The sequence below is a fragment of the Neisseria sp. P0024.S006 genome, assembly GCF_051956595.1.
Lineage (GTDB): Bacteria > Pseudomonadota > Gammaproteobacteria > Burkholderiales > Neisseriaceae > Neisseria.
Window position 1 is genome coordinate 1 of record NZ_JBQCXH010000099.1, and the last position, 255, is coordinate 255.

A 255-nucleotide genomic window follows, 5' to 3' on the forward strand; every position below is an offset into this window, starting at 1 on the left:
GGGGGGGGGGGGGGGGGGGGGGGGGGGGGGGGGGGGGGGGGGGGGGGGGGGGGGGGGGGGGGGGGGGGGGGGGGGGGGGGGGGGGGGGGGGGGGGGGGGGGGGGGGGGGGGGGGGGGGGGGGGGGGGAGGGGGGGGGGGGGGGGGGGGGGGGGGGGGGGGGGGGGGGGGGGGGGGGGGGGGGGGGGGGGGGGGGGGGGGGGGGGGGGGGGGGGGGGGGGGGGGGGGGGGGGGGGGGGGGGGGGGGGGGGGGGGGG

The 255-nt window shown here is 99.6% G+C and carries 1 protein-coding gene; it reads left to right on the plus strand.

All coding sequences use genetic code 11. The annotated features are described in order from the left end of the window. Nucleotides 1-255: hypothetical protein (locus ACTHUF_RS11470; protein WP_268083134.1), on the plus strand; the 255-nt coding region annotated here is incomplete at both ends.